We start from the raw sequence: 22,382 nt of genomic DNA on the forward strand, positions 1-22,382 counted from the left end.
AATGAACATTCAGGACCGCATCGCGATGCCGGATACGGAAGAGGCCAAGGCCGCTCTGGAGGTTCTGCGCGCTTGGGCAGGGCAGGCGAGCGAGACCGAGATCGCACAGCTCGACCCGGCCATTGCCCGGCTGCTGCCCGAACGTGCCGTGGGCAATTACCCGGATCTGAGCCGGACATACGATCCTGATTTCAAGGTCGATGCCGCCTACAAGGCGGGCCTGCCCGATCTGCAAAACGGCCCGGCCTCGCTGATCGTCGGCGCCAAGACGCGGATCGAGCATGTCGGCATTTCGAACTTCCGCCTGCCGATCCGCTACCGGCTGCGCGAGGGCGGCGAGATCACGCTGGAGACCTCGGTCACCGGCACGGTGAGTCTTGAGGCCGAGAAGAAGGGCATCAATATGAGCCGCATTATGCGCTCATTCTATGCCCATTCGGAAACCGCGTTTTCGAGCGGGGTGATGTCGCAGGCGGTCGATGACTACAAAGATCACCTGGAGAGCTTCGACGCGCGGCTGCAGATGCGCTTTTCCTACCCGACGCGGGTGGAAAGCCTGCGCTCGGGCCTCTCGGGCTGGCAGTATTACGACTTTGCGCTGGAGCAGATCGACCGCGCGGGAACGCGCAAGCGGATCATCCATCTCGACTACGTCTATTCCTCGACCTGCCCCTGTTCGCTGGAACTGGCCGAGCACGCCCGGCGGGTGCGCGCTCAGCTGGCGACACCGCATTCGCAGCGATCGGTCGCGCGGATCTCAGTGGTGGCAGAGCCCGGGCAGCGGCTGTGGTTCGAGGATCTGATCGATATCGCCCGTGTCGCAGTGCCGACCGAGACCCAGGTCATGGTTAAGCGCGAGGATGAACAGGCCTTTGCCGAGCTGAACGCCGCCAACCCGATCTTTGTCGAGGATGCGGTGCGCGCCTTTGCGGCCGGTCTTCTGGCCGATCCGCGCGTGGGCGATTTCCGCGTGGTCGCCAGCCATCAGGAAAGCCTGCATAGCCATGACGCCGTGGCGCTACTGACCGAAGGCGAGACCTTCGCGGCAGAAAGCCTCGATCCGCGGTTGTTTGCCTCGCTTGTGCATGGCGGCTGAGGGAGGGGGCGCTGCCCCCTCGGGCCTGCGGCCCTCACCCCCGAGGTATTTTTGCCAAGAAGAAGATGCGAACATTGCATGAACTTCTCTTGGCCTTCGGCGCAGAGGCGGCTAGATTGGCGCCATGAGCGGATTTGACGAAGATGATGCATTCGAGGGGGCGTTGAGCCTGTCGCAACGTGCCATGGGCGCGATGCGGGGGGCTGCGGGCTATATTTACGAGTTGAACCCCGCACAACGCGCGGCGGTCGAGACGCTGGATGGGCCTGTTCTGATGCTCGCGGGGGCGGGCACGGGCAAGACCAAGGCACTGACCGCGCGGATCGCGCATCTGATCGATACGGGGCGAGCGAGGCCGAACGAGATCTTGGCCGTGACCTTCACCAACAAGGCTGCGCGCGAGATGAAGGAGCGTGTGAGCCGTCTGTTGGGGGGCGGAATCGATGGCGTGCCGTGGCTTGGCACCTTCCACTCGGTTTGCGTCAAGCTCTTGCGGCGCCATGCCGAGTTGGTGGGGCTGAAGCCGAACTTTACCATTCTCGATACGGACGATCAGATCCGGCTGCTCAAGCAGTTGATCGTCGCCGCGAATATGGATGAGAAGCGCTGGCCGGCGCGGCAATTGGCCGGGATCATCGACGGTTGGAAGAACCGCGCGCTGACGCCTGACCGGGTGAAGGGTGCCGAGACGGCGGCGTTCAACAATCGCGGGTCCGAGCTTTACGCGGCCTATCAGGAGCGGTTACGCACGCTCAACGCCGTCGATTTCGGCGATCTGCTGCTGCACATGGTCTCGATCTTCCAGACGCATGACGATGTGCTCAAACAGTATCAGCGCTGGTTCAGATATATCCTGGTGGACGAGTATCAGGACACGAACGTCGCGCAGTATCTGTGGTTGCGGCTCTTGGCGCAGGGGCATCGCAACATCTGCTGCGTGGGCGATGACGACCAGTCGATCTATGGCTGGCGTGGCGCCGAGGTGGGCAACATCCTGCGGTTCGAAAAGGACTTTCCTGGCGCGGCGGTGATCCGGCTTGAGCAGAATTATCGCTCGACCGAGCATATCCTGGCGGCGGCCTCGCGGCTGATCGCGACCAATGAGGGGCGGCTTGGCAAGGAGCTTTGGACCGAGGCGAAGGGCGGCGAGAAGGTGCGCCTGATCGGTCTTTGGGACGGCGAGGAAGAGGCGCGCTGGATCGGCGAGGAGATTGAGGCGTTGCGGCGCGGCACACGCGCAATGGGGCCGGTTTCCTATGACAAGCAGGCCATCCTTGTGCGTGCCTCGCATCAGATGCGGGCTTTCGAGGATCGCTTTCTAACGATCGGTCTGCCGTATCGGGTCATCGGCGGGCCGCGCTTTTACGAGCGGCTCGAGATTCGCGATGCGATGGCCTATTTCCGGCTGGCGGTCAGCCCCGATGACGATCTGGCGTTTGAGCGCGTCGTGAACACGCCTAAGCGCGGACTTGGCGACAAGGCGCAGAACACGATCCAGCGGGCCGCACGCGAAAACGGGCTAAGCCTGTTCGACGGGGCGCGGCTGGTGCTGCAATCTGGCGGTCTGAGCGGCAAGGCCGCCGGGCAGTTGCGGCTGTTTGTCGAGAATATCGCGCGCTGGCATGAGGCGGTGCGCGGGGCTTCCCCCGCTACGGCCACGAGCCCCGCAGAGGACGACGATGCGCTGATCGAGCTGGAGGCAGACGCGGTGCCGCCCGCCAACGATCACTCGCATATCCGGCTGGTCGAGCAGATCCTCGAAGACAGCGGCTATGTCGAGATGTGGGTGAACGACAAGACACCCGAGGCGCCGGGGCGGCTTGAGAACCTCAAGGAACTCGTCAAGGCCTTGGAGCAGTTCGAAAATCTCCAAGGGTTCCTGGAGCATGTCGCGCTGATCATGGACAATGACCGCGACGAGGGGGACCAGAAGGTCACCATCATGACGCTGCACGCGGCGAAGGGGCTGGAGTTTCCGATCGTCTTCCTGCCGGGGTGGGAGGACGGGTTGTTTCCCAGTCAGCGCTCGATGGATGAAGCGCCGCAGAAGGGGCTCGAGGAGGAGCGCCGACTGGCCTATGTCGGCATCACCCGCGCCGAGGAGTTGTGCACGATTTCCTTCGCCGGAAACCGCCGTGTCTATGGCCAGTGGCAAAGCCAGTTGCCGTCGCGCTTCATCGATGAATTGCCAGCCGCGCATGTCGAGGTGCTTCCCTCGGGCATGGTAGGGGGCGGCTTCGGCGCGGCCAGCGCCTATGGTCGCGGCGGGATCGAGGAGCGGGCGAGCCGCGCCGATGTCTATGCCTCGCCGGGTTGGCAGCGGATGCAGTCGCGTGGGGTCAGTTCACAGCCGCAGCGGCGCGGCGCGATGATCATCGACGCCGAGACGGTCGCCTTTGAAATCGGCGAGCGCGTGTTCCACAAGAAGTTCGGCTATGGCGAGGTTCTCGGCTCCGAGGGCGACAAGATCGCCGTGGCCTTCGACAAGGCCGACACCAAGAAGCTGCTGGCCTCCTTTGTCGTGCCCGCCGACGAGGCCGACGACGTGCCGTTCTGAGCTTGCCGGAGCGCGCTCAGAGCTTCACGAAGAGGCGGCCGAGCCTTTGCGCTTCGTCCTCCAGCCCCCAGGGCGGGTTCAGCACGAACATGCCCGAACCGATCATGCCATGGCCTTCACGCGCGGGCGGAAAGCGGACCTCGGAGATGAGCGCCTCGGGGTGGCTGGCGCGCAGGCCGCGCACCATGGCGCGCTGCGCGTCACTGGCGGTAACGGTTGGGGCGAGGATCGGATACCAGAGCGCGATGACGCCGACGTTCCATTTGCGCGCGACCTGGCCGATCAGCTTGGGGATCGCCTCGTAGTCGGATTTCACCTCCCACGAGGGGTCGATCAGCATGACGCCGCGGCGCGGGGTAGGCGGGGCCAGCGCCAGTGCCATTTGCAGCCCGTCCTTCTGATGAAAGACGCCGCCATGGGGCTCCATCGCCGCGCGCAGGGCCGCGAATTCCTGCGGGTGTAGCTCGCATAGCTGGATCGAATCGATCGGGCGCAGCAGGGTTGCCGCAAGCAGGGGCGAGCCCGGATAGGAGCGCGCACCATGCGCGGCGCGTACCGCCGCGAGGGCGCGGGCATAGGGATGATCGGGGGCAAACCAGCTCAGACGCGCGATCCGCTCGATGCCCTGCGCGGCTTCGCCGGTCTTGACGGCCTCGGCCGCGTCCAGCGCGTAGAGCCCGCGGCCCGAATGGGTCTCGAGGTAGCTCAGCGGTTTGTCCTTGCGCGTCATGTAATCAAGTATCGCCGCCATCAGCGCGTGCTTGTGGACGTCGGCCAGATTTCCGGCGTGGTAGCTGTGTTGGTAGGAAAGCATGGCACCCCCTTTGCCCCCCTGATGCCCCGCGCGCCCCCGACAGGCAAGCCGCAAAAGAAAACGGCGGGCCCAGGGAGGAGGAGGGGCCCGCCGTCTACCTTCCGATCGGCCCAGGGAGGAGGAGGGGCCGTCGGTATCCTGGCGCATCCCTCAGGGAGGAGGAAGAGGGCGGCGCCGCAGCCGGATCCAGGGAGGAGGAAGGACCCGGTATTCTTGTGGCAGCGCCCCAGGGAGGAGGAGGGGCGCCGCCCAAGCGATCGGCCCAGGGAGGAGGAAGGGCCTTTCGCGTCTCTGCCCCGAAGGGCGTGTTTCTTGCCGCTGAGTAAGTGCGGCGGCCCCAGGGAGGAGGAGGGGGCCGCCGCCTTCTCTACAAAGGCCCAGGGAGGAGGAGGGGCCTTCGCATCGGCGTCCGGCATGACCATCTGGTCTGAGGCCGGTATTTCAGGCGACACCCGAGGGAGGAGGTGGGTGCCGCCAAGTTCCGAGGCCCAGGGAGGAGGAGGGGCCTCTGGAAACGTGTTACTTGCCGTAGGCCGCTTCCATGGCGATGCGGGTGATCATCGAGCGATGAATGCCCAGATCGTCGAGTTCGCGGCTCGAAAGCCCTTTCAACTCACGCAGGGTCTGACGATAGACCTTGCGGCGGGCCAGAGCCTCCGAGAACCCAGAGAACAGGCGTGCCACGCCCGTTTCCATGATCCGAATGTCCTGTGCCAGTGCCATTTTCTGCTAACCTTCTTGATGTCGTGTCGCGGTCCAGTGCCGCTGTTGGGATGAAGATGGCGCTAATGCTGCACCTGCACAATGGTTGGCGAGAGCATTTCTGCCATGCAGAAAATGCATGACCTTTATTGCTCAATTTTCCGGCCGATCTTCACTTCACCCTGCGTCATATTGCGCATTTTGTTTGCATTAATTGCCGTCCCCTCTTGCGGCGCGCGGCAAAAGCGCCACAGTCGCCGCGAAATCGACAGGAGAAAACTATGTCCCTGAGCAAGGAATCGGTCCTCAAAGCGCTTCGAGGCGTGGAAATGCCCTCTGGTAGCGATCCGGTGTCGCGTGATCTTGTGCGCGCGCTTGCGGTGCAGGGGGGAATCGTCCGCTTCGTCCTTGAGGGTGCCTCGGAGGCCGAGTTGTCGGCGGCGAAGCCCGCGATCGAGGCCGCCGTACGCGCGCTCGACGGGGTCGAGAGCCTGACAGTCGTGGTTCCCTCTGGCCCCGCGAAGGGGATGGGGGCAGGCCCCAAGATTGGCCAGCACCCGACGCCGCAGGCCGGTCCTCAGGCGGTTGAGGGGGTGCGCCATATCATCGCCGTCGGGTCCGGCAAGGGCGGCGTCGGCAAATCGACTGTCTCGTCGAACCTCGCGGTGGCGCTTGCGCGCGCGGGCAAGCGCGTGGGGCTTCTGGATGCGGACATCTATGGGCCAAGCCAGCCGCGGATGATGGGGGTGAACAAGCGCCCGGCCTCGCCCGATGGCAAGACGATCCTGCCGCTTTTGGCGCACGGCGTTGTGGTGATGTCGATTGGCCTGATGCTGAAAGAGGATGAGGCGGTGATCTGGCGCGGCCCGATGCTGATGGGCGCGTTGCAGCAGATGCTGGGGCAGGTGGCCTGGGATCACTACGGCCCGCTCGACGTGCTGATCATCGACCTGCCGCCGGGGACGGGCGACATCCAGCTGACGCTGTGCCAGAAGACGCGGCTTGACGGGGCTCTTGTCGTTTCTACCCCGCAGGACGTGGCGCTGCTGGATGCCAAGAAGGCGCTCGACATGTTCCGCCGCCTCGGCACGCCGGTCATTGGGCTGATCGAGAACATGTCGACCTATGTCTGCCCCAATTGCGGCCACGAGGCGCATCTGTTCGGCCATGGCGGCGTTGGCGCCGAAGCCGAGCGTCTTGGCCTGCCCTACCTGGGCGAGTTGCCGCTTGACCTCGATGTGCGCCTCGCGGGGGATGCCGGGCAGCCGGTTGCGACGGGCGAGGGTGCGGCATCTGATGCCTATGCCGGGATCGCGCGCAAGCTGATCGAGGCCGGCGCGGTCTGAGCCGCTCGCGCTAGTAATGACGAGGGGCGCCTTTCCGGCGCCCTTTTTCATTCTGGTCGCCCTATGGCATGGGAATTCATGGAATCTGGGCGCCAAGGGCGCGCGATCACGCCGAATCACTCCCCCGTGATCGTGGTTGAAGGCCCGCTTCGGGCCTTATTTTGCTGAGCGGAGTGGCGTTGCAGAGATATTTCTGGGATTTCGTGGGCGACAAAGTGCCTTTCGACCCCTTGTCTAGATGTAGCGGAGGCGGTGTTGATCTTCTCCTATATGAAGGAAAACCTTGCTGGCTGTGGGCTACAAGCTGTTGATCTTCTGTTATCTGTAATGGCAGATATTCTGTCCGGTGGCGAAAATTCCTGTTGCTTCCCATGATTTCCCATGGCATCCCTTATTCATCGGAGGCGAGGTTAAGAGGCAACAAGACCTCACGGCGAAAAGACCGGGTTTCATACAGGCACCCGCTTCACGAACCAAGGATCCGGCGCGCGAGCGAGCAGACATCCCCCCAGGTGGCGCGCGCAGTCGGACATACCCAGAGATGGGACGAGGGCGGCGGATCGGGCAGTGGCAGCAGCCCGATCCGCCGTTTTCTTATTCGGCACCAAGGGGGAACGGGACAGGAGAGCGCCAGCTTTGGCACGGCGGTTCAGAGGTTCGGAAACTTTCAAGGTGGACGCGAAGGGTCGCGTTTCCATCCCGGCCTCATTCCGTCGCGTGATCGAGGCGGGCGACCCCGACTGGCAGCCCGGCGCACGCCCCCAGATCGTCATTGTTTACGGCGGGGCCGAGCGCAAGTTCCTCGAAGTCTTCACCATGGAAGCGATCTATGAGATCGACGAGCAGATCGACGCGATGCAGCGCGGCTCGGTCGCGCGCGCCGAGATCGAAGAGTTGATGTACGCCCAGTCCCACCAGACCGATATCGACGGCGATGGTCGCCTCGTGCTGCCGCAGAAGCTGCGCGAGAAGATCGGCCTGAAGGCAGAGGCGTTCTTTGCCTCGGCGGGTACCTCGTTCAAGATCTGGGATCCCGAGGCCTATGAGGCAGAGCAGAACGCATTGGCCTCCGAGCGCGCAACGGAGCGGCCCGAAAGATATGACCCGCTGGTCAACCTGCCAAAGATCGGGGGCGCCTGATGTCCGACGCCGACCGACCCCATATTCCAGTTCTTCTGCGGCCGCTCCTCAAAGCGGTCGCGCCTGTCTCTGGGCTATGGCTTGACGGCACCTTCGGCGCGGGCGGCTATACGCGCGGCCTGCTGGAGGCCGGGGCGGAGCGCGTCATCGGCGTGGACCGCGATCCTTCGGTCTTCGACATGGTGGAAAGCTGGCGCGCGCCATATGGCGAGCGGCTGATCCTTGTGGAGGGAACGTTCTCGGAGCTTGACGAATATGCCGAGGATATCTCGGAAGGGCAGGGGCTTGATGGCGTTGTGCTCGATCTGGGCGTGTCCTCGATGCAGCTTGATCAGGCCGAGCGCGGCTTTTCCTTCATGCAGGACGGCCCCCTCGACATGCGCATGTCGGCCGAAGGTACCACGGCCGCGGATCTGGTGAACACCGCCTCGGAAGAGGAACTGGCCGATATTCTCTATCACTACGGCGAAGAACGGGCCTCGCGGCGGATCGCGCGGGCGATTGGCGAGGCGCGCAAGGTCAAGCCGTTCGAAACCACGCGTGAACTGGTCGCGGTGATTGAGCGGTGCCTGCCGCGTCCCAAGCCCGGCCAGAGCCATCCCGCGACGCGCTCGTTCCAGGCGATCCGCATCGCGGTGAACGATGAATTCGGCCAGCTGATTGAGGGGCTGGAGGCCGCCGAACGCGCGCTCAAGCCCGGCGGGATGCTCGCGGTGGTAACCTTCCATTCGCTCGAAGACCGGGTGGTGAAGCGCTTCTTCCTCGCGCGCTCGGGCCGCGCGGCGCAGGGGTCGCGCTATGCGCCGATCCAGGCCGCCGAGAGCCCCGCCTTCGAACTGGTCACCCGCAAATCCGTCGGCCCCGATGATGAGGAACTGGCCGACAACCCGCGCGCCCGCTCGGCCAAGCTGCGGGTTGGGCGGCGCACCGATGCTCCGGCAGGGCAGGCTGATCGTGCCTCGCTCGGGCTGCCCGCTCCCGTCCTTCGCCCCCAAGGTTCCAAAGGAAGATCCAGATGAGGAACTTTATTTACCTTGCCACCGCGCTGAGCGTCATGGGCCTGGCCTTCTGGGCCTACCGGGTGAATTACGAAACTCAGGATCTGCAAGGCGAGTTGCGCGCCCTGAACCGCGAGATTGCCTCGCTGCACGAGGGGCTGAGCGTTCTGCGCGCCGAATGGGCCTATCTGAACCGCCCCGATCGGCTGCGTGAGCTGGTCGATCTGAACTTCGAGCGTCTGCAACTGCTGCCGCTCTCGCCCGAGCAATTCGGGTCCGTCGCGCAGGTCGCCTATCCGCTGCCGCCCGAAGAGCCGGTCTCCGAGCCGATTGACGTCATCGCAAGCACCCAGGCGCTGGAGGCTGCCGAATGATCCGCACGCCCCTGCGTCCCCTGGCCCGTATCCTCGACGCCCGCGCGAAGGGCGAGAACCCCGACGCGATCGAGCGTGAGAATATCCGCCTGCGCGGTGAGGCCACGCGCGACAAGGCGCGGCTGCGCGCCGAGGGCCGCCTGCTGATGATGGGCGTGATGTTCCTGTGCGCCTTCCTGACGGTTGGCGTGCGCATGGGCGTGCTGGCCAACACCAAGCCGCAGGAACCGCAACTGTCGGACAGCGGCGCGCCGATTCTGGCGCAGCGCGCGGATATTACCGACCGGGCCGGGCGCCTGTTGGCCACCAACCTCGTCACCCACGCGCTTTACGCGCAGCCGCCGCTGCTGGTCGATCCGGAGCGTTCGGCCGAGAAGCTGGTAGAGATTTTCCCCGATCTCGACCGCGAGCGACTGGTGCGCGACTTTACCGGCGCGCGCAAGTTCGTCTGGATCAAAAAGAAAATCTCGCCCGAGCAGATGCAGGCGGTACATGATATCGGCGACCCGGGGTTGCTGTTCGGCCCGCGCGAGATGCGCCTTTTCCCCAACGGTGCGGTAGCCTCGCATATTCTGGGCGGCGCACGCTTCGGCGCGGAGGGCGTGAACTCCGCCGAGATCGTCGGTGTCGCGGGGGTCGAGAAGGCATTCGATCTCTGGCTGCGCAACCCGGAGAACAACGGCGCGCCGCTTCAGTTGACCATCGATCTTACGCTCCAGTCCGCGGTTGAGGAAATCCTCGATGGCGGTATGAAGCTGATGAATGCCAAGGGCGCGACCGCGATTTTGATGGAGGTCAAGACCGGCGAGATTCTGGCGATGGCCAGCCTGCCCGACTTCGACCCCAACGACCGTCCCGCACCGTTGGCCAAGGGCGATGCCTCGGACAGTCCGCTGTTCAACCGCGCGGTTCAGGGCGTCTATGAGCTTGGCTCGACCTTCAAGATCTTTGCTGTCGCGCAGGCGATGGAACTGGGCCTTGTGAGCCCGGAAACCAAGGTTCCGACCAAGACCCCGCTGGTCTATGGTCGCCACCGCATTCGCGACTTCCACAACTACGGGGCCGAGAACTCGGTGACCGACGTGATCGTGAAATCCTCGAACGTCGGCACGGCGCGGATCGTGCAGATGATCGGCGGCGAGCGTCAGCGCGAATTCCTTGAGCGTTTGGGCTTCCTCGAACCGACCTCGGTCGAGTTGATCGAGGCGCCGACGGGCCGCCCCATCGTGCCGCAGAAATGGCCCGAGATCACGGCGATGACCATCGGCTATGGGCACGGGCTCTCGGCTTCTCCGCTGCATCTGGCCGCAGCCTATGCCACGATTGCGAATGGCGGCCTGCGGGTGAGGCCGACGCTGATCCGCGGCGCGGCACGCACGCCGGGCGAGCGGGTGATGAGCGCCGATGTCGCGCAGAAATCGCTGGCGATGATGCGGGCGGTGGTGACGCGCGGGACGGCCTCGTTCGGCGATGTGAAGGGTTATCAGGTCGCGGGCAAGACCGGCACCGCGGACAAGGCCAAACCCACTGGCGGCTATTACAAGGATAAGGTGATTGCCACTTTCGCCTCAGTCTTCCCCGTTACCGATCCGAAATATGTGCTGGTGCTGACGCTTGATGAGCCTTCGGAAAACGCAGGCTCCGAGCCGCGCCGCACCGCGGGTTGGACCGCCGTTCCGGTCGCCGCCGAGGTCATCCGGCGCGTGGCGCCCCTGCTGGGACTGCGCCCGCAGGAAGGCCCGACCGAGCTTGCCGGCATCCAGCTTGTGAAAAAGGACTGAGCGCGCAGCCGGCGGCCGTTTCCCGCTGCTGCGGTCGGGTTGCGTTGACGTGCGAGGCCGCGCCACGATAAATGGCGGGAGCGATAACGGGGGCACAAGATATGGGTAACGGGGCAAAGCCGCTTAGCGAACTGGGGCTGACCGTGCTGCATGGCGCGGATGTCGCCGTGACGGGGCTGTCGGTCGATAGCCGCCTGACCAGGGAAGGCCATCTGTTCGCCGCGCTGCCTGGCACCAAAGTCCACGGCGCAAGCTTCGTGCCAGTCGCGCTTGAGCGGGGCGCTATTGCCATTCTGTCCGACCGCGAAGGCGCCGAGATCGCGCGCGAGGCTGTCAGCGGCCGCGATGTCGCGCTGGTGGTCGTCGAGGATCCGCGTCAGGCGCTGGCCTTCGCCTCGGCGCTCTTCTTTGGGGCGCAACCCGCGACGGTCGTTGGGGTGACCGGCACCAATGGCAAGACCAGCGTCGCGACCTTCACGCGCCAGATCTGGGCGCTTCTGGATTTCGAGGCCGCCAATATCGGCACGACCGGCGTCGAGGGCGCCTTCACCGCGCCAAGCGCCCATACCACGCCCGAGCCGATCACCCTGCACCGGCTGCTTTCGCAGATGGAGGCCGCCGGTGTGACCCATGCCGCGATGGAGGCCAGCTCGCACGGGTTGGCGCAAAAGCGGCTGGACGGGGTGCGGCTCTCGGCGGCGGCGTTCACGAATTTCACGCAGGACCACCTCGATTACCACGCCACGTTTGACGAGTATTTCGCCGCCAAGGCGGGGCTGTTCACCCGCGTGCTGCCCGAGGATGGCGTCGCGGTGATCAACACCGACGATCCCAAGGGCGAGGAATTGGTGAAGTATGCGCGCGTACGCGGCCAGCGCGTGATCCGCATTGGTCATGATGAACGCTGCGAGATGCGCCTGCTCGGCCAGCGCTACGACGCGACCGGGCAGGATTTGCGTTTTTCGTGGGAGGGGACGGTGCATCTGGCGCGTCTGCCGCTGATCGGCGGTTTCCAGGCGATGAACGTCCTGACCGCCGCGGCGCTCGCCATCGGCTGCGGGGCCGAGGCCAGCGCGGTCTTCGGCACCCTGCCCAGGTTGCAGACCGTGCGCGGGCGGATGCAGCTTGCCGCGACGCGCGACAATGGCGCTGCAGTCTTTGTCGACTACGCCCACACGCCGGATGCCGTCGAGACCGCGATCAAGGCGCTTCGCCCGCATGTGATGGGTAATCTGGTGGCCATCGTCGGTGCGGGGGGCGACCGGGATCGCACCAAGCGCCCGCTGATGGGGCGCGCCGCCGCGCTGAACGCCGATAAGGTTCTGGTGACAGACGACAATCCGCGCACCGAAGACCCAGCCCTGATCCGCGCTGCAGTGATGGAGGGCGCAGGTGCCGAGGCGGTTGAGGTCGGCGACCGCGCCGAGGCGATCCTGCGTGGGGTGGATATGCTCGGGCCGGGCGATGCGCTGCTGATTTGCGGCAAGGGCCATGAAACCGGGCAGATCATCGGCACCGATATCTACCCCTTTGACGATGCCGAGCAGGCAAGCGTGGCCGTGGCCGCGTTGGATGGAAAGATCTGAGATGGCTGTATTGTGGACCTCTGCCGACGCCGCGCTTGCCACCGGAGGGCGCGCCACGCGGGCCTTTGCCGCCACGGGTATCTCAATCGACACGCGCTCGATCCGCCCGGGCGATCTGTTCGTGGCGCTCAAGGATGTGCGCGACGGGCATGATTTCGTTGCCGATGCGCTTGCGAAAGGCGCGGCCGCCGCGCTGGTTTCGCGCATCCCCGAGGGCTGCTCAGAGGCCGATCCGCTGCTGATCGTTCCCGATGTTCTGGGCGCGCTGGAAGATCTGGGCCGCGCAGCGCGCGCCAGAACCCGCGCGCGCGTGCTGGCGGTGACCGGCTCGGTCGGCAAGACCTCGACCAAAGAGATGCTGCGCGCGGTTCTGACCTCGCAGGGCAAGGTCCATGCGGCCGAGGCCAGTTTCAACAACCACTGGGGTGTTCCGATCACGCTCGCGCGCATGCCGCAGGATGCCGATTTCGCGGTGATCGAGATCGGTATGAACCATCCGGGCGAGATCGCGCCGCTGGCGCGTCTGGCCCGACCCCACGCGGCCCTGATCACGACAGTCGCCCCCGCGCATCTCGAGGCCTTCGACAGCGTCGAGGGCATTGCGCGCGAAAAGGCCGCGATCTTTGAAGGGTTGGAGCCGGACGGAGTGGCGGTCATCCCGACCGGCCTTGGCGTGACACCGATCCTGCGCGTCGCCGCCGAGACGCGTGCCGCGCGCACCATCACCTTCGGCCCCGAGGAAGGCTCGGACTACCGCCTGATCTCCGCGCAGATCGCCGGTGACGCGACGATCGTGCGCGCCGAGGCGGCGGGTCAGCAGATGCTGTTCAAGGTGATGACGCCGGGCAAGCATTTCGCGGCGAATGCCTTGGGTGTAATCGCGCTGGCCGAGGCGGTCGGCGCCGATCAGGCCGTCCTGACCTGCGATATCGGCCTGTGGGAGCCTCCCGCCGGGCGCGGCGCACGCGAGCGCGTTTATATGGATATCGTGGACGAGACGCAGAGCTTCGATCTCTTCGATGACGCGTTCAACGCGAACCCCGCCTCGATGGCGGCGGGGCTTGAGGTGCTCGCCGGTGCGCAGCCGCGCGATGGGGTGGGGCGCGTCGCCCGTGGTCGCCGTGTGGCGGTTCTGGGCGATATGCTCGAACTTGGTCCGGACGAGGCCGCCCTGCATGCCGAGATTGCGGCTCTGGCTGCGATGAACTCGGTCGATATGGTGCATCTGGCCGGTCCGCGTATGCGCGCACTCTACGAGGCGCTGCCCCGCGCCAAGCGTGGCGAATGGCACGAGAGCGCCAAAGACCTGGCCGCGCGGGCCGCGCATCTGGTCGATGCGGGCGACGTCATACTTGTGAAGGGCTCCAAGGGCTCGAAGGTCAGTCTGGTGGTTGACGCGCTCAGGAAACTGGGTCAACCCGGCGCCGCCGAAGCACATAAAGGGAAAGAGTAATGCTGTATTGGTTGGCCAACCTGTCGGACGGGGGCGATGTGTTCAACCTGTTCCGCTACATTACCTTCCGCGCGGGGGCAGCGTTTTTCACCGCGCTGATTTTCGGTTTTCTCTTTGGCAGGCCGCTGATCGACATCCTGCGCCGCAAGCAGGGCAAGGGCCAGCCGATCCGCTCGGACGGGCCGCAGACCCATTTCGCCAAGGCCGGAACGCCGACCATGGGGGGGCTCCTGATCCTGTCGGCGATGCTGTTCTCGACGCTCCTCTGGGCACGGCTCGACAATGGCTACATCTGGATCACGCTCGGGGTGACCTATGGCTATGCGCTGATCGGCTTTGCCGACGATTACGCCAAGGTGACCAAGCAAAACGTCAAGGGCGTGAGTTCGCGCACCCGGATGCTGCTTGGCCTCGCGCTGGCGGCGGTGGCGGCGGTCGCGGCCGCCTGGCTGCATCCGGCGGATCTGTCGAACCGCCTCGCGCTGCCGATCTTCAAGGATGTGCTGATCAACCTAAGCTATTTCTTCATCCCCTTCGGCATGCTGGTCATCGTGGGCGCGGCCAACGCGGTCAACCTGACCGATGGGCTCGACGGCCTCGCGATCATGCCCGCGATGATCGCGGCAGGCACGCTTGGCGCCATCGCCTATGTCGTTGGCCGGGTCGATTTCACCAATTACCTCGGCGTTCACTTCGTCCCCGGTACGGGTGAGCTTCTGGTCTTCACCGCCGCGCTCATCGGCGGGGGCTTGGGCTTTTTGTGGTATAACGCCCCGCCGGCCGCGGTCTTCATGGGCGACACGGGCTCACTCGCGCTTGGCGGCGCGCTTGGCGCTATCGCCGTCTGCACCAAGCACGAACTTGTCCTCGCCATCGTCGGCGGCCTCTTCGTGGTCGAGGCGCTCAGCGTCATCATTCAGGTCGCCTATTTCAAACGCACAGGTAAACGCGTCTTCCTGATGGCGCCGATCCACCACCACTTTGAGAAGAAAGGCTGGGCCGAGCCGCAAATCGTGATCCGCTTCTGGATCATCTCGCTCATCCTCGCGCTGATCGGCCTCGCGACGCTCAAGATCCGCTGAGGGGCCTTCCCCTTTCGGCTTTGCTCAAATATCCCGGGGGTGCGGGGGCAGCGCCCCCGCGCGCAGTTCAGGGGGCATCATGATACCGGTTCAGGGCTACGAGGGTCACAAGGTCGCCGTTTTGGGGCTGGGTCGATCCGGTCTTGCCACGGCTGCTGCGCTGCAAGCCGGTGGGGCAACCCCGCTTCTGTGGGATGACAGCCCGGAATCGCGCGCCCGCGCCGAGGCCGCTGGCTGGACCTGCCACGATCTGAATCGCGCCGACGCCTGGGAAGGCGTTTCTGCGCTGATCGTCTCGCCCGGCATTCCGCATCTTTACCCCGCGCCCAACAAGCTGATCGCCCGCGCCATGGCCGAGGGCATCCCGGTCGATAACGACATCGGCCTTTTCTTCCGCTCTTGGTCCACGCGCGACTGGGACAATTTCGACACTGCCCCGCGCACGGTCTGCGTGACCGGCTCGAACGGGAAATCGACGACGACGGCGCTGATCCATCACATTCTCGACCATGCCGGACGCCCGACGCAGATGGCGGGCAATATCGGGCGCGGCGTGCTCGACATCGACCCGGCTGAGGATGGCGAGGTCGTGGTGCTCGAGCTTTCCAGCTACCAGACCGATCTGGCCCGCGCGCTCACGCCCGACATTGCGGTCTTCACCAATCTCTCGCCCGATCACCTCGACCGCCACGGCGGCATGGGGGGCTATTTCGCGGCCAAGCGGCGGCTCTTCGCCGAGGGCGGGCCGGACCGCGCCATCATCGGCGTGGATGAACCCGAAGGCGTCTATCTTGCCAACCAGATCGCCGTCGCGCGTGAGGATGACCGGGTGATCCGCATTTCGGCCGCGCGCAAGCTGGGCGATCTCGGCTGGTCGGTCTTTGCCCGCAAGGGGTTCCTCAGCGAATGGCGCAAGGGGCGGCAGGTGGCCTCGATCGACCTGCGCGAGGTGCGCGGCCTGCCTGGCGCGCATAATCACCAGAACGCCTGTGCGGCCTATGCCGCTTGCCGCGCGCTCGGCCTTGCGCCGCGCCAGATCGAGGAGGCATTCCACAGCTTCGGCGGTCTGCCGCACCGCTCGCAGACCATCGCCGAGAAGGCCGGTGTGCGTTTTGTGAACGACTCCAAGGCCACCAATGTCGATAGCGCCGCCAAGGCGTTGCAGGCCTTCCGGAACATCCGCTGGATTGCGGGCGGGCTTGGGAAAGAGGGCGGGGTGGCCAGCCTGCGCCCATATCTCGGCGCCGTGAAGAAAGCCTATTTCATCGGCCATTCCGGCCGCGATTTCGCGCTGGAACTGGGCGAGATCCCGCATGAGATCTGCGAGACGATGGAGCGCGCCATTGCCCGCGCCGCCGAAGAGGCCGAGGGTGGCGATACCGTGCTTCTGGCACCCGCTGCGGCCAGTTTTGACCAGTATCCGAATTTCGAGAAACGCGGCGAGCATTTCACCCAGCTTGTGCAGGCGCTGCCGGGCTAAGGCTACAGCAGCGCCGCGCCCAATCCCGTGCCCAGGATGACCAGCCCCACTGGCGGCACGCGCGGCGCGAAGGCCAGCGCCAGAAGGCCTGCGGAAATGGCGATATGTCTGCCGCTGACCAGCCCGGCGGGCAGCAATTGCGCAAACCAGGTCGCGGCCAGGATGCCCACGACGGCGGCGTTGGCGGCGCTGACGGCGCCGCGCGCGGCACTGCGCGCGCAGATGCGTGACCACAGGGGCAGCGCCAGAGCGTAAAGGGCAAAGCCCGGGGCGAAAATGGCCGCCGTTGCTATCAGGGCGCCAAGCGCACCCTTCTCGAGCGCGCCAAGATAGCTTGCGAAGGTAAAGAGCGGTCCGGGCATCGCCTGGGCAAGGCCGTATCCGGCAAGGAAGCTCTCTGCGTCGATCCGGGCGCCTAGCGCCTCACGCAAGAGTGGCAAGACCACATGGCCGCCTCCGAAGACCAGCGCGCCTGAACTCAGATAGGCATGGGCTAGCGGCGCGAGGGCGAGGCAGGCACACATCACCAGCAAGATCATGGCAAGCGGGCGGGCCTGTGTCTCATACATCGGCGGCACGGGGGAGGCGATAGGTCGTGCGAACCAGGGCGACAGGGCGCCGAACAGGGACGCAAGCGCGATGACCCCGATCTGGAGCGCTGCAACGGGCCAGATCAGCAGCGCCACGCAGGCCAACCCGGCCAGAGCTCGCCTCGGGAGATCCGGGCAAAGCGCGCGGGACATCGCCCAGATGGCCTGTGCCACCACTGCCAGAGCGACCAGCTTGAGGCCCGCAAGCGCCCCGGCCATAGCACCTTCGGGCGCCAGTTGTACCGCCCAAAGCCCGGCTGCCGCCATCAGCATTGCCGAGGGCAGGGTAAAGCCCAGAAAGGCAGCCAGCGCCCCGCCCGGCCCGGCGCGATGCCAGCCGATCGCGAAACCTAGCTGCGAGGATGCGGGGCCGGGCAGGAATTGGGCCAGCGCCAGCCGCTCGGCAAAGGCTGCATCGTCAAGCCAGCGGCGGCGCGTTACGAACTCGGTGCGGAAATAGCCGATATGGGCGGTAGGGCCGCCGAAGCTGCTCAGGCCAAGCTTCAGGAAGGCCCAGAAAACCTCGATCACCGCAAACCTGCGCCCGTTTCCTTGAGCAATTCGGCCGAGGCACGCAGTGCTGCCGCCTCACCCTCGGCCAGTTCCGGCATCAAGGTGGTCAGAATACCCGCGCGCCCCACGATGCGCGGCAGGCTGAGGGCGACGTCCTGCACGCCTTCAACCTCTGGCGTGACGATTGAGACCGACAGGACGGTGCGCTGATCATCGCGGATCGCCTGCACGATGCGCGCAAGGCCGGCGCCGATACCATACCAGGTCGCGCCCTTGCCCTTGATGATGCGATAGGCCGCGCGGCGCACGCCCGCGTCGATGCGCTCGCGGATCTCGCCGGTGATCGGCGCGCCGACCTGCACCGCGAAGCGCGCGATGGGCTCCGAGCCCGCACGGGCGGCGGACCAGGCCAGAACCTCGGAATCGCCATGTTCACCAAGTACATAGGCGTGGACGGATTGCGGCGCGATGCCCAGATGAGTGCCCAGAAGGCTGCGAAAGCGCGCCGTGTCGAGGATGGTGCCCGAGCCTATGACTCGCTCGCGCGGCAGGCCCGAGGCGCGCAGGGCGACCTCGGTCATGATATCGACCGGGTTCGAGGCGATCAGCAGGATCGCGTCGGGGGCATTGCGACGGACCTGCGCGATGACTTCGGAGAACACCTCTGCATTGCGTGACAACAGGCTGAGGCGGCTTTCCCCGGGTTTTTGTGCGACACCTGCGGCGAGGATCACCACGCCCGCGCCCTCAAGCTCCTCGTAGCCGCCTGCGCGCACGACACAGGCATGGGCAAAGGGCACCGCATGGGCAATATCCTCGGCCTGCGCGATGGCCAGCTTCTCGTTGTGATCGATCAGCACGATCTCGCTCGCGCCGCCGCGCAGCGCCAGCGCATAGCCCGCGGCCGATCCGACCATGCCCGCTCCGACGATCCCGACCTTCATCGCACCCCTCCGGTTTGCGCCACCATGCCATGCGCCTACCGGGCCGAAAACCCTCAATTCATGTAGTCAGGCCAGTCACTTCACCTTTGCGCGAGTGCCGCGTGGAGGCGGGCGAAACCCTGCCGTTCGGCCCATGTTCCCCTATGCAGCGCTAGCACTTTGGGCTAAGCTTTCAGGCAGACCCGGAAAACGGGCAGTTCAGAGGCAGCGACGGCGGTTTAGCCATGACAGAGATGGTGTTTGGCACCGTGCCCGTAAGGGCAGGTGAGCCTGTTCTCCCCCGATGGTGGCGGACGATCGACAAGTGGTCGCTCTCGGCCATTCTGGTGCTTTTCGGCATCGGAATGCTCTTGGGGTTGGCGGCCTCTGTGCCGCTGGCGGACAAGAACGGGCTGGAGCCCTTCTACTACGTCAAGCGACAGGCCTTCTTCGGCATCGTCGCGCTTGGTGTCGCGGGCCTGATCTCGATGATGAGCCCGACACAGGTGCGCCGGTTGGGTGTTCTGGGCTTCGCCGGCGCCTTCGTGGCGATCTTGCTGCTGCCGGTTTTCGGGACGGATTTCGGCAAGGGTGCCGTGCGCTGGTTCTCGTTCGGATTCGCCTCGGTGCAGCCGTCCGAGTTCCTCAAGCCCGCCTTTGTCATCATCGCCGCCTGGTTCATGGCGGCGGCGCATGAGGTGGGCGGCCCCCCGGGGCGGTTCTATTCGTTCATCCTGACTGCGATTATCGTTGTCGCGCTGGCGCTGCAACCCGACTTCGGACAGGCCTCGCTGATCCTGTTTTCCTGGATGGTGATGTATTTCGTGGGCGGCGCGCCGATCACGTTGCTGACCGCCATCGGCGGGCTGACGGCAGCGGGTGGCGTTCTGGCCTATAACACCTCCGAGCATTTCGCCCGCCGGATCAACGGCTTCCTCTCGACCGAGATCGACCCGCGCACCCAGATCGGCTACGCGACCAACGCGATCCAGGAGGGAGGCTTTTTCGGCGTGGGCGTGGGCGAGGGCACGGTGAAATGGTCGCTGCCAGATGCGCATACGGATTTCATCATCGCGGTCGCCGCCGAGGAATACGGCCTTGTTCTGGTGCTGTGCATCATCGCGCTTTACGCAACGGTGGTGGCGCGCTCGCTCATGCGCCTGATGAAAGAGCGCGACCCCTTTACCCGGCTCGCCGGGGCCGGGCTGGCCTGCGCCTTCGGTGTGCAGGCGCTGATCAACATGGGTGTCGCGGTGCGCCTGCTGCCCGCAAAAGGCATGACGCTGCCCTTCGTCAGCTACGGCGGCTCGTCCGTGATCGCCTCGGGGATCGCGGTGGGGATGCTGCTCGCGCTGACCCGGACCCGGCCGCAGGGCGAGATTTCCGACATCCTGGCCCGCCGCAAACACTGAGAGGTCGTCATGACCAGCCGCAACTCCAAGCTTCTTCTGATCGCCGCCGGCGGCACGGGGGGGCATATGTTCCCCGCGCAGGCCTTGGCCGAGGCGATGGTGCGCAAGGGCTGGCGGGTCAAGCTGTCCACCGATGCGCGGGGCGCGCGCTATGCCGGGGGCTTCCCGCATGTGGTGCAGATCGAGCAGGTCGCCTCGGCGACCTTCGCGCGTGGCGGGGCGCTGGCCAAACTCGGCGTGCCGTTTCGCATCGCGGGCGGGGTTGCCGCTGCCGTGAAGGCGGGGCTGCGCGACCGGCCGAGCGTTGTGATCGGTTTCGGTGGATACCCGACGATCCCGGCGCTGTCGTCGGCGCAATTGCTGCGCATCCCCTCGGCCATTCATGAACAAAACGGCGTCATGGGGCGCGTGAACAAGGTCTTTGCCAAGAAGGTGCGTGCCTTTGCCTGCGGCACCTGGCCCACCGATCTGCCCGCCGGGGTCGAGGGCATTCACACCGGCAACCCGGTGCGCGCTTCGGTGCTGGAGCGCGCAGGCGCGCCCTATATTCCGCCGGGCGATTATCCGATGTCGGTGCTGGTGATCGGTGGCTCTCAGGGCGCGCGCATCCTGTCGGATGTGGTTCCCGTCGCGCTGGCAAACCTGCCCGAGGCGCTACGCACCCGGTTGCGGATCGCCCACCAGGCCCGCGAAGAGGATATGGAGCGCGTCATCGCCGCCTATGCCGAGGCCGGTATCGACGCCGAGGTGCAGCCCTTCTTCAACGACGTGCCGCGTCGCCTGTCGGAATGTCAGCTGGTGATCTCGCGCTCGGGGGCCTCGTCGGTCGCCGATATCTCGGTCATCGGGCGGCCCTCGATCCTGATCCCATTCGCTGCTGCAACCGGCGATCACCAGACCGCCAATGCCCGCGGGCTGGTCGAGGCGGGTGCCGCGATCATGATCCCCGAGAGCAAGCTGGAAGCCGCCGCGCTGGCCGAACAGGTCGCCCTTGTTCTGGACAATCCCGGGGGGGCGGTGCAAATGGCCCACGCTGCCTTGCGCTACGGTATTCCCGATGCCACCGGGCGGCTGGTTGAAATTGTCGAACATCTTGCAGGAAATCCGTCATGAGCGCTGCCGCCACCAAGCTTCCCGGAGACATTGGGCCGATCCACTTCGTCGGCATCGGCGGCATCGGTATGTCTGGCATCGCTGAGGTGCTGATGACGCAGGGCTTTCGGGTTCAGGGCTCGGACGCCAAGGCCTCGAAGATCACCGATCGGCTGGTCGAGCTTGGCGCGACATTCTTTGAGGGTCAGCGCGCCGAGAATATTGGTGAGGCGGCTGTTGTCGTGATCTCCTCGGCGATCAAGCCGGGCAACCCCGAGCTGGAAGAGGCCCGCCGCCGTGGGCTGCCGGTGGTGCGCCGCGCCGAGATGCTGGCCGAACTGATGCGCCTGCGCTCGAACATCGCGGTGGCTGGCACGCATGGCAAGACGACCACCACGACGATGGTGGCGACGTTGCTCGACAAGGGCGGCTTTGACCCGACTGTGATCAATGGCGGCATCATCCATGCCTATGGCTCGAACGCGCGCGCCGGTGCGGGCGAATGGATGGTGGTTGAGGCCGATGAAAGCGACGGCTCGTTCAATCGTCTGCCCGCGACCGTCGCTATCGTGACCAATATCGACCCCGAGCACATGGAGCACTGGGGCACGATCGAGAACCTGCGCAAGGGGTTCTACGATTTCGTCTCGAACATCCCGTTCTACGGTCTGGCCGTGTGTTGCACTGACCACCCCGAGGTGCAGGCGCTGGTCGGCAAGGTCAATGACCGCCGCGTGGTGACCTTCGGCTTCAACGCGCAGGCGGATGTCCGTGCGGTGAACCTGACCTTCCAGAAGGGCATCGCGCATTTCGACATCCTGCTTCAGGGCGAGGGCGAAGGCTCGAAAATCGAGGGCTGCACCCTGCCCATGCCGGGGGACCACAACGTCTCGAACGCGCTGGCCGCCGTGGCCGTGGCGCGTCACCTCGGCATGAAGAAGGAAGAGGTCCGCGAGGCGCTGGCCAACTTTGGTGGCGTCAATCGGCGCTTCACCAAGGTGGGTGAGGTTCTGGGCGGCGTGAGCATCATCGACGATTACGGCCATCACCCGGTCGAGATCGCGGCCGTGTTGCGTGCCGCGCGTCAGGCCGTGTCGGGCACGCCCGATGCGCGCGTGATCGCCGTGCACCAGCCGCATCGCTACTCGCGTCTGCACAACCTCTTTGACGACTTCTGCGCCTGTTTTAACGAGGCCGACGTCGTCGCCATCGCCGAGGTCTATGCCGCGGGCGAAGAACCCATCCCGGGCGCCTCGCGCGACGATCTGGTGGCGGGCTTGATCCGCCACGGCCACCGCCATGCCCGCGCAATCCTGTCCGAGGAAGACCTGTCGCGGCTGGTGAAGGAACAGGCCCGGCCGGGCGATATCGTCGTGTGCCTTGGCGCAGGGACCATTTCTACCTGGGCGAATGGTTTGCCCGCGCGGCTAGGAACCAGTTGAC

At 65.5% G+C, this 22,382-nt stretch carries 18 protein-coding genes; 14 read left to right on the top strand and 4 right to left on the bottom strand.

Features of this window, described 5'->3' with window-relative positions:
- Window position 1 precedes the first annotated feature (1 nt).
- Both folE2 and N3C64_RS09620 read left to right on the top strand, forming a co-directional pair.
- Window positions 2–1,096: a GTP cyclohydrolase FolE2 gene (gene folE2 / locus N3C64_RS09615; protein ID WP_260014110.1), complete on the top strand. Its 1,095-nt coding sequence runs from the start codon at window positions 2–4 to the stop codon at window positions 1,094–1,096.
- 124 nt (window positions 1,097–1,220) lie between these two features.
- Window positions 1,221–3,653 carry an ATP-dependent helicase gene (locus N3C64_RS09620; protein ID WP_260014111.1) on the top strand — a complete coding sequence of 811 codons (2,433 nt, stop codon included), beginning with the start codon at window positions 1,221–1,223 and terminating at the stop codon, window positions 3,651–3,653.
- 16 nt (window positions 3,654–3,669) lie between these two features.
- Here N3C64_RS09620 and N3C64_RS09625 read toward each other — a convergent pair whose 3' ends face one another.
- Complete coding sequence (locus tag N3C64_RS09625) at window positions 3,670–4,467, bottom strand: 23S rRNA (adenine(2030)-N(6))-methyltransferase RlmJ (protein ID WP_260014113.1); 798 nt, start codon at window positions 4,465–4,467, stop codon at window positions 3,670–3,672.
- A gap of 519 nt (window positions 4,468–4,986) precedes the next feature.
- Window positions 4,987–5,190 carry a DUF1127 domain-containing protein gene (locus tag N3C64_RS09630; RefSeq protein WP_218630724.1) on the bottom strand — a complete coding sequence of 68 codons (204 nt, stop codon included), beginning with the start codon at window positions 5,188–5,190 and terminating at the stop codon, window positions 4,987–4,989.
- A gap of 260 nt (window positions 5,191–5,450) precedes the next feature.
- On the opposite strand from N3C64_RS09630, the gene N3C64_RS09635 reads away from it, so the two are divergent.
- The 9 genes from N3C64_RS09635 to murD all read left to right on the top strand — a co-directional run bounded on the left by N3C64_RS09635 (window position 5,451) and on the right by murD (window position 16,409).
- Window positions 5,451–6,515 carry an Mrp/NBP35 family ATP-binding protein gene (locus N3C64_RS09635; protein ID WP_218630723.1) on the top strand — a complete coding sequence of 355 codons (1,065 nt, stop codon included), beginning with the start codon at window positions 5,451–5,453 and terminating at the stop codon, window positions 6,513–6,515.
- Window positions 6,516–7,151: 636 nt separating this feature from the next.
- Window positions 7,152–7,655: a division/cell wall cluster transcriptional repressor MraZ gene (mraZ, locus tag N3C64_RS09640; RefSeq protein ID WP_375546107.1), complete on the top strand. Its 504-nt coding sequence runs from the start codon at window positions 7,152–7,154 to the stop codon at window positions 7,653–7,655.
- Window positions 7,655–8,674: a 16S rRNA (cytosine(1402)-N(4))-methyltransferase RsmH gene (gene rsmH / locus N3C64_RS09645; protein ID WP_260014117.1), complete on the top strand. Its 1,020-nt coding sequence runs from the start codon at window positions 7,655–7,657 to the stop codon at window positions 8,672–8,674. Before mraZ ends, rsmH begins: the two co-directional genes overlap by 1 nt.
- Window positions 8,671–9,027, top strand: coding sequence for a cell division protein FtsL (gene ftsL, locus N3C64_RS09650; RefSeq protein ID WP_218630720.1), 357 nt, complete (start codon window positions 8,671–8,673; stop codon window positions 9,025–9,027). The genes rsmH and ftsL overlap by 4 nt, the downstream gene beginning before the upstream one ends.
- A complete protein-coding gene (locus N3C64_RS09655) occupies window positions 9,024–10,808 on the top strand; it encodes a peptidoglycan D,D-transpeptidase FtsI family protein (protein WP_260014118.1) in 1,785 nt (594 codons plus the stop codon). The genes ftsL and N3C64_RS09655 overlap by 4 nt, the downstream gene beginning before the upstream one ends.
- Window positions 10,809–10,909: 101 nt before the next feature.
- Window positions 10,910–12,394, top strand: a complete 1,485-nt coding sequence (locus N3C64_RS09660) for a UDP-N-acetylmuramoyl-L-alanyl-D-glutamate--2,6-diaminopimelate ligase (protein WP_260014119.1) — start codon at window positions 10,910–10,912, stop codon at window positions 12,392–12,394.
- Window position 12,395: 1 nt separating this feature from the next.
- Window positions 12,396–13,847: a UDP-N-acetylmuramoyl-tripeptide--D-alanyl-D-alanine ligase gene (locus N3C64_RS09665; protein WP_260014120.1), complete on the top strand. Its 1,452-nt coding sequence runs from the start codon at window positions 12,396–12,398 to the stop codon at window positions 13,845–13,847.
- Window positions 13,847–14,929 (top strand): phospho-N-acetylmuramoyl-pentapeptide-transferase, encoded by a 1,083-nt coding sequence (mraY, locus tag N3C64_RS09670; RefSeq protein WP_260014121.1) that lies wholly within the window; start codon window positions 13,847–13,849, stop codon window positions 14,927–14,929. Before N3C64_RS09665 ends, mraY begins: the two co-directional genes overlap by 1 nt.
- Window positions 14,930–15,008: 79 nt before the next feature.
- Window positions 15,009–16,409, top strand: coding sequence for a UDP-N-acetylmuramoyl-L-alanine--D-glutamate ligase (murD, locus tag N3C64_RS09675; protein ID WP_260014122.1), 1,401 nt, complete (start codon window positions 15,009–15,011; stop codon window positions 16,407–16,409).
- A 2-nt stretch (window positions 16,410–16,411) separates the two neighbouring features.
- Here the strand turns inward: murD and chrA are convergent, their stop codons facing one another.
- Window positions 16,412–17,530, bottom strand: coding sequence for a chromate efflux transporter (gene chrA, locus N3C64_RS09680; RefSeq protein ID WP_260014123.1), 1,119 nt, complete (start codon window positions 17,528–17,530; stop codon window positions 16,412–16,414).
- Complete coding sequence (locus N3C64_RS09685; RefSeq protein ID WP_260014124.1) at window positions 17,527–18,456, bottom strand: L-lactate dehydrogenase; 930 nt, start codon at window positions 18,454–18,456, stop codon at window positions 17,527–17,529. The genes chrA and N3C64_RS09685 overlap by 4 nt, the downstream gene beginning before the upstream one ends.
- A gap of 224 nt (window positions 18,457–18,680) precedes the next feature.
- Here N3C64_RS09685 and N3C64_RS09690 point away from each other — a divergent pair, with 224 nt between their 5' ends.
- Genes N3C64_RS09690 through murC form a run of 3 tightly spaced genes read left to right on the top strand, consistent with a single transcriptional unit; the run spans window position 18,681 to window position 22,381 of the window.
- Window positions 18,681–19,847, top strand: a complete 1,167-nt coding sequence (locus tag N3C64_RS09690; RefSeq protein ID WP_260014126.1) for a peptidoglycan glycosyltransferase FtsW — start codon at window positions 18,681–18,683, stop codon at window positions 19,845–19,847.
- Window positions 19,848–19,856: 9 nt separating this feature from the next.
- A complete protein-coding gene (locus tag N3C64_RS09695) occupies window positions 19,857–20,960 on the top strand; it encodes a UDP-N-acetylglucosamine--N-acetylmuramyl-(pentapeptide) pyrophosphoryl-undecaprenol N-acetylglucosamine transferase (protein ID WP_260014128.1) in 1,104 nt (367 codons plus the stop codon).
- Window positions 20,957–22,381, top strand: a complete 1,425-nt coding sequence (murC, locus tag N3C64_RS09700; protein WP_260014129.1) for a UDP-N-acetylmuramate--L-alanine ligase — start codon at window positions 20,957–20,959, stop codon at window positions 22,379–22,381. Before N3C64_RS09695 ends, murC begins: the two co-directional genes overlap by 4 nt.
- Window position 22,382: the final 1 nt, after the last annotated feature.

Origin of the sequence: Sedimentimonas flavescens, assembly GCF_025154035.1 — a bacterium.
GTDB lineage: Bacteria > Pseudomonadota > Alphaproteobacteria > Rhodobacterales > Rhodobacteraceae > Rhodobacter > Rhodobacter flavescens.

Coding starts and splice junctions, on each gene's coding strand:
- folE2 (WP_260014110.1), top strand. CDS start 2: ATGAACATTCAGGACCGCATCGCGATGCCGGATACGGAAGAGGCCAAG.
- N3C64_RS09620 (WP_260014111.1), top strand. CDS start 1,221: ATGAGCGGATTTGACGAAGATGATGCATTCGAGGGGGCGTTGAGCCTG.
- N3C64_RS09625 (WP_260014113.1), bottom strand. CDS start 4,467: ATGCTTTCCTACCAACACAGCTACCACGCCGGAAATCTGGCCGACGTC.
- N3C64_RS09630 (WP_218630724.1), bottom strand. CDS start 5,190: ATGGCACTGGCACAGGACATTCGGATCATGGAAACGGGCGTGGCACGC.
- N3C64_RS09635 (WP_218630723.1), top strand. CDS start 5,451: ATGTCCCTGAGCAAGGAATCGGTCCTCAAAGCGCTTCGAGGCGTGGAA.
- rsmH (WP_260014117.1), top strand. CDS start 7,655: ATGTCCGACGCCGACCGACCCCATATTCCAGTTCTTCTGCGGCCGCTC.
- ftsL (WP_218630720.1), top strand. CDS start 8,671: ATGAGGAACTTTATTTACCTTGCCACCGCGCTGAGCGTCATGGGCCTG.
- N3C64_RS09655 (WP_260014118.1), top strand. CDS start 9,024: ATGATCCGCACGCCCCTGCGTCCCCTGGCCCGTATCCTCGACGCCCGC.
- N3C64_RS09660 (WP_260014119.1), top strand. CDS start 10,910: ATGGGTAACGGGGCAAAGCCGCTTAGCGAACTGGGGCTGACCGTGCTG.
- N3C64_RS09665 (WP_260014120.1), top strand. CDS start 12,396: ATGGCTGTATTGTGGACCTCTGCCGACGCCGCGCTTGCCACCGGAGGG.
- mraY (WP_260014121.1), top strand. CDS start 13,847: ATGCTGTATTGGTTGGCCAACCTGTCGGACGGGGGCGATGTGTTCAAC.
- murD (WP_260014122.1), top strand. CDS start 15,009: ATGATACCGGTTCAGGGCTACGAGGGTCACAAGGTCGCCGTTTTGGGG.
- N3C64_RS09685 (WP_260014124.1), bottom strand. CDS start 18,456: ATGAAGGTCGGGATCGTCGGAGCGGGCATGGTCGGATCGGCCGCGGGC.
- N3C64_RS09690 (WP_260014126.1), top strand. CDS start 18,681: ATGACAGAGATGGTGTTTGGCACCGTGCCCGTAAGGGCAGGTGAGCCT.
- N3C64_RS09695 (WP_260014128.1), top strand. CDS start 19,857: ATGACCAGCCGCAACTCCAAGCTTCTTCTGATCGCCGCCGGCGGCACG.
- murC (WP_260014129.1), top strand. CDS start 20,957: ATGAGCGCTGCCGCCACCAAGCTTCCCGGAGACATTGGGCCGATCCAC.